This is a genomic window from Butyrivibrio sp. XB500-5 (genome assembly GCF_003625505.1).
Classification (GTDB): Bacteria; Bacillota; Clostridia; order Lachnospirales; family Lachnospiraceae; genus Butyrivibrio.
The window spans coordinates 203029-212700 of the sequence record NZ_RAIS01000007.1; the positions used below are offsets into that span (position 1 = coordinate 203029).

Below are 9672 nucleotides of genomic sequence, written 5' to 3' on the forward strand. Positions count from 1 at the left end.
AAATGAAAAACAAGGTTAATCTTAATGCGGGAAAGTGGTTTGATGTAAGGAAAACCGCAGAGCTTTTTGGCAATATGCAGAAAGCAGCAGAGGATTACTGTAATAAATCCGAGGAAACGGGAGTGGCGTATCAATCATTTGTAGCCAGTGAGGCTTTTATGGGTAAGGCCGCTGATGAGACAAAGAATTTTGTCGGTAACGGAATGGGTTCAATGAATATCAAAGTCGCCGATGAGCACAAAAAGTGTATTCAGGATCAGATCGATATCCTGGACGGCTTTAGGACAATGGTGGATTCATCTCCTTATGCTTATATTGATTATGATGTACTTGAAACAATCGATACTGATTTTGTCGGATATCATGGAAAGTTTACTAAAATAGCAAATTCTGTGGATCAGATTATAGGTGAGCTAAATAAGGAGTTTGGCAAAAAATACGGAAAATTTTCGGAGCCTGATAAAGGCGGAGTTAATAATTCTTTTGCCGATTTTTGCAGTATCGATGGAAACGGAGGTTATGTAAAGGAATGCCGGAACAAATTCATAACATTTGACAACGAGCTTACAGATCATATCAGCAAGCACGATACCGAAGCATTTTCTAATGATATAAACAGCAAGATATCCAAGTCGACGGAAGCGCTCAATGAACCTATTGCACCTCAGTTTAATACAAATCCGAATGTAAAAGCACTATGGGGAATAGATATTCCGATAGTTGATGAGTTTATCGATGATTTTAAGGATATGTTTACGGATATATTTACTGACATAGAGGGAACCAATCCATACGATGACGAGGGAAGTTTCGGCGGAAATGCTCAAAAGATCAATAGGCTTACCGGGTATGAGGTTAATACATCAGATGTAGCTTTGGCCAATAATGTTTTTTATCTTGCGAAAGATCTTTCAGATGAGGATTTTGAAAAAGCATTTGATCTGAAAAGACTAGGATATATGGGAGATCTTAACTACGCCGGTTTAGCACAAAAAATACATGATGAAACCGGTAGCTTGGTAGGATACTCTGAGACGGATAAGCTTCTCTACTTCCTTAGGTCACACGGACTTGATGCAGAAATTGAGAGAATTCCTCTTTCAGCGGACTTAGATTCAATTTATAGGTTACAGGATATCTTAAAAGACGGTTATGCCGTAAATTGTTGCGTGGAAGTAGGAACTGTGGAACATTTTCTAAAGAATGAGCATCTTGATAACGTTAATGTATCGGTAACCGGCATGGATGATTCTGGACAGCTTGTGATTTCTTATAACGGAAAAGAAGAAGTGTTAGATTATAAAAATGGTTATAGTGCATTTGATTTCTATAAAACCAAGCTTAAACCGACAAGAAAACAATACTTTGAAGGTATAGAAGGCTTAAGGAAACTATATGAAATGAGTCCTGTTAACGCGTTTGCATCGTCAGGAAAAGAAGCAAGACAGAAAGCGTTTGACGAAAAAATGGATAAGCTTATGGAAACGTATCTCAACCCTTATAGCGGAGTAGGATTGTATGGAGCTGATGGCCGCAGTTTGACTCAAAAATATAATAATGATCCCGAACAGCATAAGTTTATATCAGATACGATCAAGAAGCATAAAGGTTTCGAGTCATGTACGCAGGAAGAGATTGATGAAATCATTTATCGTACTGAGCATTTAGCAATTTATACGGATCCGTATATTAATACAATAATTGATGCTTGTTGGAAGAATCCAAAAGGATTTGAAAAAGAATTCAATGTGCCTTTGACCGGAAGTGACGGAGAGTATAACTATGACATGCTACGTTTGGATTTTTACTTGAATAAATTGCATAACATGCCGTCGCGTGAAATAAATGAAGATTCGGTAGAAAAAAAATTTTTGGAATACAGTAATGATCATAAGCTCCTGGTTCACACAGGAAAGATCCAGACGACAAGTAAAGAAGTTATAAAAAAGACATTACAGGATGGATTTTGGCTGAGTTTTGTTATTGATGATACCGTATTTTTAGAAGATTCAAACGGCATGCCCGCTGTTACAGGCTACAAATTAGATGTATGTGAAAAAGCTACGATAACCGGAATTACTGATGACGGATTATATATAGTATCATTCCACGGAAAAAAATATTACATTGATCCGGACAAAGCAAGTGATTATATCGGTTCATTTAAGCAAATTAAGACTACTTCAAGTATTCCTGCTTAAATTGAATTTTACATAAATGGGGACGAGGATAGGGAGAATAATTAAATGAAAAAAAGTGTTATGGGGAAAGGAAATTAAAATGAGCGAGGAAAAGAAATTAATTTATGATTCTACAGTAAACAACAAAGCATGGAATCCCAATTCGTTGTTTATAGATATCAACGCATTTAACGAAAACAGAAATAACATTGCAAAAGCTGAAGAGCAGCTGGTCTTGGATAAAAACGCGATACAAGCATTGAACGATATTAACGGAACTTCATGTATCAATATGCTTATCCGGAATTGGAATAATGTTGCAGATACAGGAGACCGTTTTAGAAATCTGGGCGTTAACGATCTTGACGCAGCACTTATAGGTCAGCAGAAGTCTTTTGTGGATGTTGATCATGCCAATGCTAAGGCTGTGAGTACATGTAAGGATGTTGATATTTTTAAAATGTGTGCCGAAGAGCTTCGAAAGTCTTTACCGACTGATCCGTTTGATGATATTGGACAATATGGAGCAAATCAGATGAATATGGGGGCAGGTACCAATGTGCTTGGAATCGGCTGGATTGTAGGCGAGGATGATGATACGTATGCTTTTGTCAGAAGCTTTCCGGGATACGAAAAAAAATCAGACAGAGAGATTCATGATCTCCTTGATGATTACACCAAGCATGGATGTAGTTTTGCTGCTTCGGCCAATGTGTTCATGGATCAGTTCAAAGATAGACCGGAAGAGTTTGAAAGAGTTTTCGGTTTTTCTATGTTGAATAAGGATGGAGATTTAAACTACAGAAAACTTATTTTGAGTTTTTATCTTAACAGCATAAATAAGATTTATCTTAATGAGGCGAACGGGGTGGCTACTTTTGAAGAATATTATTATCAGCATGAGGAAGAATTCATGAGGAAATATCCGGGTCATGATCTGGGTGATGTACGAGGTGTGGCTACGGGGTTATTAAACGCAGGAGTAACAGCGGTGACAACCGATGAAGAGTATCATTCAATTGATAATACAGCAGATCGAATTGTGCATTTTGGCACCGAACACAATCTTGATATTGACTTCAATCGTATAGATCCGAAACTTGATGCTTCTTCGGCCGCTACTAAAATACAGAATGCTCTGGATAACGGATATACTGTAACTTTTTGTGCTGCTGGTTTTGATTTGGAGTATGAAAATGGAGATTCATGTTATAAGAATATTGACCACCATGCCATGACAATAACAGGGGTTGAAAGGACCAAAGATAAAAACGGAAAAGAGAAAATAAGATACATAGTATCAACATGGGGAAAGAAGTATTATTTTGATATGGACGATAATAATCATGCTAATAAAATTTCTGAATATCGAATATATAAGATTAAAAAAACACCTTATGAGACCGACCGGATTTTAAGCAATATGGTAAGTGGTCTTGAGATCATCAAGAATAATAAGGTCATGGGTGCATTTGGAAATAAAGCATTTAAAGAGAGCTGCGAAGCATTGCAGGCAAGACTTGCCGGTATGAATAAAAGTGCATTCGATGATATCGGTAAATACGGCGCTGATCATACCGACCCCGTTAAAGAGTTTGGAGAGAATAAATATAGGATTTTGGAATATATCAGAAATTTTCATGATCCGAATTATAGCGAAGATCAGTTTAATAAATTATTGAATAGTATAAGTAAGAACGGCACTGAAGTTTCCTCTGAGGTAAATTCAGTTCTTAAGATGTTTTCCGATAATGAAACGGAGTTTAATAAAAAGATGCCTTTTACAATGAAAGGGATAGACGGTGAGATTAATTCAGATATGCTTCTCATTGATTATTGCCTGGTAACGGGTGCTCATTGCGAAAACGGCGATTCAACTCCCATAGAAAGACTAAAGAGCTATTGCAAGAAACGGGGAATAGATATGAAGGTTAGTTCTACAAAGAAACCTCTTGAGGTTGATAAGGTAAAAAAAGTGACAGAACACGGAGGAGTTGTTATCCGGATTATTGGAAGCAATAACCTTACCGATACTCTGGGAAACCCTGTTGATGACGAAATATTAACGCCACAAGGCTATTACCCCGCAACTATAACAGGAGTGGAGGAATATAAGGATACAGACGGTTCGCTGAAAAATCGTTATGCCGTATCTCTTTTCGGAAAAAAGTATTATGCCGGCCCGGAAGCACTTGCTTCCGATAATATGATTTCTTATATAACGGAACCGAAGAAATGATTCAAAGAACGCCCCGTGGGGACGGGAATAAGCGTTTGTTTTTAAAAGGAAAGAGTAAAAATGAGTGAAGAAAAGAAATACACATATGTACCGGATGCAAAGACTACACCCGGTACTCCGAATACAGTTTTTATTGATATAAATAAATTCTCGGAAAAGCAAAATGACATAACAAATGCAGAAAGCAGGCAAATCCTGGATCAAGAGGCGATGCAGGCATTGGCGGATGTTAACGGAACATCATGCATTCAGACACTGATCAATAATTGGCACAATGTCGCAGACACCGGAGATGTGTTTAGAGATTTTGGTGTTAATGTTGTTGATCAGGCTCTAACCAAAGAGCAGAAGTCTTTTGTGGATATTGATAATGTCAATGCTAAGGCTGTGGAATATACTCAGGTTTCGGACAATAATAAGAACCCCAATAAACCACTTAGTCCGTTTACACCAAGGCTAAATATTGAAGCAACTCTTTTGAAAGCCGGATATACAGAAGAAGAAATAGAGAGCATGGGATTTTTGAAAGCATATTTTATGGCATCGGGAGTTACGATCAACAATCTCATAAAGCCCTCGCCTTTTGATGATTACGGCTTATATGGTCCCAGCCAAAGTTTACCTGTAGATCATGTTTTTAAACTGTCACCCGATTGTCCTATTAATCTTGATACTCTGCAAGGACAGGACATGCTTCAAAAGAATCCGGAGTATTTTGATAAGTATATCAGTATAGTAGGCCAAGAGGATTATGATGCGATCAAAAAACTACCTCAAGCTAAAAATATGACCAAGGCACAGCTCTTTAGAGAATTATATATGATGAAAATACACGGATGCACCTATATGACTCCTGTCAGCATCATATTACAGGCATATAAGGATAAGCCTGTAGAATTTGAAGCTCTTTTTGGCTTTCCTTTAAGGGATGAATACGGAGATTATAATTTTATTCTTCTTCAAACATATTATTATCTTGAAGAAGGCGGAATGGTACATCTGAATATGCCTGAAGGTATAAAGAGTTATTCTGACGCTAAAGCTGACTATTACGTAGACCATCCGGAAGAATTTAAACAAAAATACGGATCGGATTTTTATTATGATAAACAAAATAAAGTAATTGATTCCGTGAGCATAGATAAATTGCAAGCAGAAGCTGAACAATTGCGTAAGCAAGGGCAATATGATTTCAAGTTTTATGATCATGGAGGAAATGACTTCAAAGATAAAAACAGGTTTATACATTTCATAAAAAAACATAATGTACTTGATGTTGAATTTTGGGATCCGGATGTTGATTTATCATTTGAAGGGTTAACGTCACTTTTGGATGATGGGTACTCAGTGTCAATAAGCGTTTCAAATGGTCTGTTTGAAGATGAAAATGGGAATAAGGTCATAGATTATAAAGGCGGACATGAAGTATTCGTAACAGATTATACAGATGACGGAAGACTGATCATTTCATCATGGGGAAGAAAGTTTTATTTAGATCCGAAGAAACACGCAGGTGACGGACGATGTTTTGAAAACGCAATGTTTGTTAAAGCTAAAACCTCTCATATGGTTCATGGAGCTAAGGGCCGCATGAGAACCGATCCGGGAATAGATATAAGTATTTAAACAATGGAAGGACCTGTGGGGACGGGGATAAGTAAAGAACGAAAGGAAAGAGTAAATGGAAAATAAGGTCAACTATAATGCAGGGAAGTGGTTTGATGCAAAGAAAACCGCAGAGCTGTTTTTAAATATGCAGAACGCTGCCGTGGATTATTGTAAGAAATCCGAGGCAACGGGAGTGGCATATCAGTCATTTGTAGCCAGTGAGTCTTTTATGGGTAAGGCCGCCGATGAGACAAAGAATTTCATCGGTAACGGAATGGGGGCAATGAATATCAAAGTTGCCGATGAGCACAAAAAGTGTATTCAGGAACAGATTGATATCCTTGATGGTTTTAGGACGATGGTAGATTCATCTCCTTATGCGTATATTGATTACGATGTGCTTGAAGCGATCGATACTGATTTTGTCGGATACCATGGAAAGTTTAGTAAGATAGCGGGGTCTGTGGATCTGATCATAGGTGAGCTAAATAAGGAGTTTGGTGAAAAATACGGAGAATTTCCGGAGCCCAATAAAGGCGGAGTAAATAATTCATTTGCCGATTTTTGCAGCGTCGGAGGAAACGGAGGCTATGTAAAGGAGTGTCAGAACAAATTCGTAGCTTTTGACAGCGAGCTTACCGATCATGTAAGAGCGCACGATACAGAGGCGTTTAACGGTGAGTTTAACCAAAAGATTGCCAATGCAACAAATTCTTTTAACAACGCGGATGCTATGCCAAAGCCTCTTAAATTCACCAATATGAAATTCATAAAGAATATAGATGCTGATCTTGGCAATGATGTGAATGCAAAATACCAGGTTAATAATGCCCCATCATCTAAGTCTCCATTTGATAGAGTTGGAAGCTATGGAGCCAATCATGAGAGTACGGGAGTCTCTCGTTGGGGATTTTTTGGGATTCATTTAGACGGAAACGGAAGAGTATATGACAGGATAGAAGGTGAGCGCGATTGGGATAGAACTTTCTATGAGCAAAAAGGTAGAAAGAATGGCGATTCGAAGTGGACTGATATAGATCAACCTGATAAAAGAGATTATGCTATTTTTAGAGCGTTAGATTCCATAAAAAGCTCAGACTCTGCCGCAACTAATGTAATATTTCAGCAAACATCGAAGTTCTCGGAAGATTGGTTTCAGGATAGGTTTGATATGCCAAGGATGTATGACGGTGATCTGAATTATCAGGTAATGCAGGGATTATATCGTGAAAAAACTATGGACGTGATAGATCCGTATAAGATTGGAGGCGTTGAGAGTATTGTTCAGGAGAAATGTAATTATTATATAAAGCATCCTGAGGAGTTTCAGAAATTACATCCCAATATAAGACTTATGAACCAAGATGGAAGCATAAATCTTGTTGCCAAAGAGCAGATCAGAAAAGACCTTGTTTCGAACATTAACAAGGGATGGAATATCAATGATCTTTTGGTAGATAACCATATGCGTAAACCGGATACGAATGAGCCATTAAGAATTTTTTCTGACCTTACATCCGAAAAAGATGGAATGGCAGCTAATCTTAATGAGCTTGAATATTTTAGTGACAGAAACAATCTTTCTATGAATGCAACGAAAATAAACAAAGGTTCGCAGTATCCTCCGAAGGAATTGTTATTGAGTGAGCATAAAAGCGGAAAGTCGATTATATCGGAAGTGGAGAATTGTGTATTTTCTCATAGGTATATAGATTCGAAAGGTAATGTGGCGTATGAACCTGTAGGGAAAATAGACGGTAAAGGAACAGTTAATATCACAGGATTTGATGAATATGGATATTATGTTGCATATAAAGGAAAAGAATGGTATATCCTTTCCGCGGGTCAACCTGCAAACATGAAAATGGGTGACTGTTATTCAATATCAATTTGGGAAAAAGAAAATGGAGAAAGAACACTGATTCAGGGAGAAAATCCTTTTTATGGTTTCTGGGAAAGAACATATAAAGATGCCAACGGCAATATTCATTATACACAATGTGAGAAATTGGCGGAAATGTCGGCATTAATACCGGAGTGTAAAGATTGGCCAACTAATGCCGTATTAGCAGGCAGTTCTATTAATAGATATCTGGCTGATGCGGCCGAGGGTATGGCTAGCAGAGGATCAAAGGATAATAATCGTTTGGATATGCTACTTAATAAATATATCGAAAAGCCGGATGAATTTGAGAAAAAGTACAAAATACCTTTACATGATAAAGACGGAAACATCAATAAAGAAGGACTTATGCTTGATTTCTATGTTAAATATGGAAACAGCATGTTCATAGATTATGATAATGCAGATGATATGAAGTGTCTTACCGATTATTACTTTAATTATTATATGGATCATCAGGAAGAATATGTGAAAACATATAACAAAGAAGCAAACAGAACAAATATATACCAGGACAGTGCCGCCTTAGCAGAGATTAAAAAGAAGAATAGCAAAGCAAGGGGAATAAACAAAGAAACTTATAAACTGTACGGTCAGGATAGAAAGTATTATGTAGAAACACCTGAAAGGGAGAATGCGAAATTTGAGCAATATTGCAAAGATCACGGTGAACAGGTGACGATCACAAAACTGAACGGTAAATCTACTGCAGAAAGAATGAAAACGGTTAATCTTTCAGATAATAATGCGAAGAGAGAAGCTATGGCATTTAATGGAATACCGACCAATTCCGAAATCAAGCAGAATTTGAGCGCAGGCTATAAGGTTGTGTTTAAATGTGCCGATCCATGTAATCTGGAAGATGGAGATGGAAATCCTGCATTGATCGGAGTTGGGGAACTTCGTTCAAATGAGATTACTATAACGGATGTTCGGAAAATCAAAGGTTCTGACGGAGTCGAAAGAGAAATGTATACAGTATCCTGCAACGGAAAACCTTATTACTACGATCCGACAAAACATACTGAAGATTGCAGCGATTACTACGCAATCAAAGTAAATTAATAATCTGCGAGAAGACCTTGGGGACGGGAATAAGTAAAAAACGAAAGGAAAGAGTAAATGGAAAATAAGGTCAACTATAATGCAGGGAAGTGGTTTGATGCAAAGAAAACCGCAGAGCTATTTTTAAATATGCAGAACGCTGCCGTGGATTATTGTAAGAAATCCGAGGCAACGGGAGTGGCATATCAGTCATTTGTAGCCAGTGAGTCTTTTATGGGTAAGGCCGCCGATGAGACAAAGAATTTTGTCGGTAACGGAATGGGTTCAATGAATATCAAAGTTGCCGATGAGCACAAAAAGTGTATTCAGGAACAGATTGATATCCTTGACGGTTTTAGGACGATGGTGGATTCATCTCCTTATGCGTATATTGATTACGATGTGCTTGAAGCGATCGATACTGATTTTGTCGGATACCATGGAAAGTTTGGTAAGATAGCGGGTTCTGTGGATCTGATCATAGGTGAGCTAAATAAGGAGTTTGGTGAAAAATACGGAGAATTTCCGGAGCCCAATAAAGGCGGAGTAAATAATTCATTTGCCGATTTTTGCAGCGTCGGAGGAAACGGAGGCTATGTAAAGGAGTGTCAGAACAAATTCGTAGCTTTTGACAGCGAGCTTACCGATCATGTAAGAGCGCACGATACAGAGGCGTTTAACGGTGAGTTTAACCAAAA

At 37.8% G+C, this 9672-nt stretch carries 5 protein-coding genes; all 5 read left to right on the top strand.

What is annotated here, in order from left to right:
• Positions 1 to 2 precede the first annotated feature (2 nt).
• Positions 3 to 2201 (top strand): hypothetical protein, encoded by a 2199-nt coding sequence (locus D6856_RS13235; protein ID WP_120687284.1) that lies wholly within the window; start codon positions 3 to 5, stop codon positions 2199 to 2201.
• A 79-nt stretch (positions 2202 to 2280) separates the two neighbouring features.
• A complete protein-coding gene (locus tag D6856_RS13240) occupies positions 2281 to 4419 on the top strand; it encodes a hypothetical protein (RefSeq protein ID WP_120687285.1) in 2139 nt (712 codons plus the stop codon).
• Between the two features lie 60 nt (positions 4420 to 4479).
• The gene (locus tag D6856_RS13245; protein WP_120687286.1) at positions 4480 to 6045 is read left to right on the top strand and encodes a hypothetical protein; all 1566 of its coding nucleotides are present in this window, start codon (positions 4480 to 4482) and stop codon (positions 6043 to 6045) included.
• 55 nt (positions 6046 to 6100) lie between these two features.
• Complete coding sequence (locus tag D6856_RS13250; RefSeq protein WP_120687287.1) at positions 6101 to 8995, top strand: hypothetical protein; 2895 nt, start codon at positions 6101 to 6103, stop codon at positions 8993 to 8995.
• Positions 8996 to 9052: 57 nt separating this feature from the next.
• Positions 9053 to 9672, top strand: a 620-nt coding sequence (locus D6856_RS13255) for a hypothetical protein (RefSeq protein ID WP_147367845.1), incomplete at its 3' end; no start/stop codon positions are given.

What these genes read in the sequence shown, in the direction of transcription:
- D6856_RS13235 (WP_120687284.1), top strand. Translation starts at nt 3, where the DNA reads ATGAAAAACAAGGTTAATCTTAATGCGGGAAAGTGGTTTGATGTAAGG.
- D6856_RS13240 (WP_120687285.1), top strand. Translation starts at nt 2,281, where the DNA reads ATGAGCGAGGAAAAGAAATTAATTTATGATTCTACAGTAAACAACAAA.
- D6856_RS13245 (WP_120687286.1), top strand. Translation starts at nt 4,480, where the DNA reads ATGAGTGAAGAAAAGAAATACACATATGTACCGGATGCAAAGACTACA.
- D6856_RS13250 (WP_120687287.1), top strand. Translation starts at nt 6,101, where the DNA reads ATGGAAAATAAGGTCAACTATAATGCAGGGAAGTGGTTTGATGCAAAG.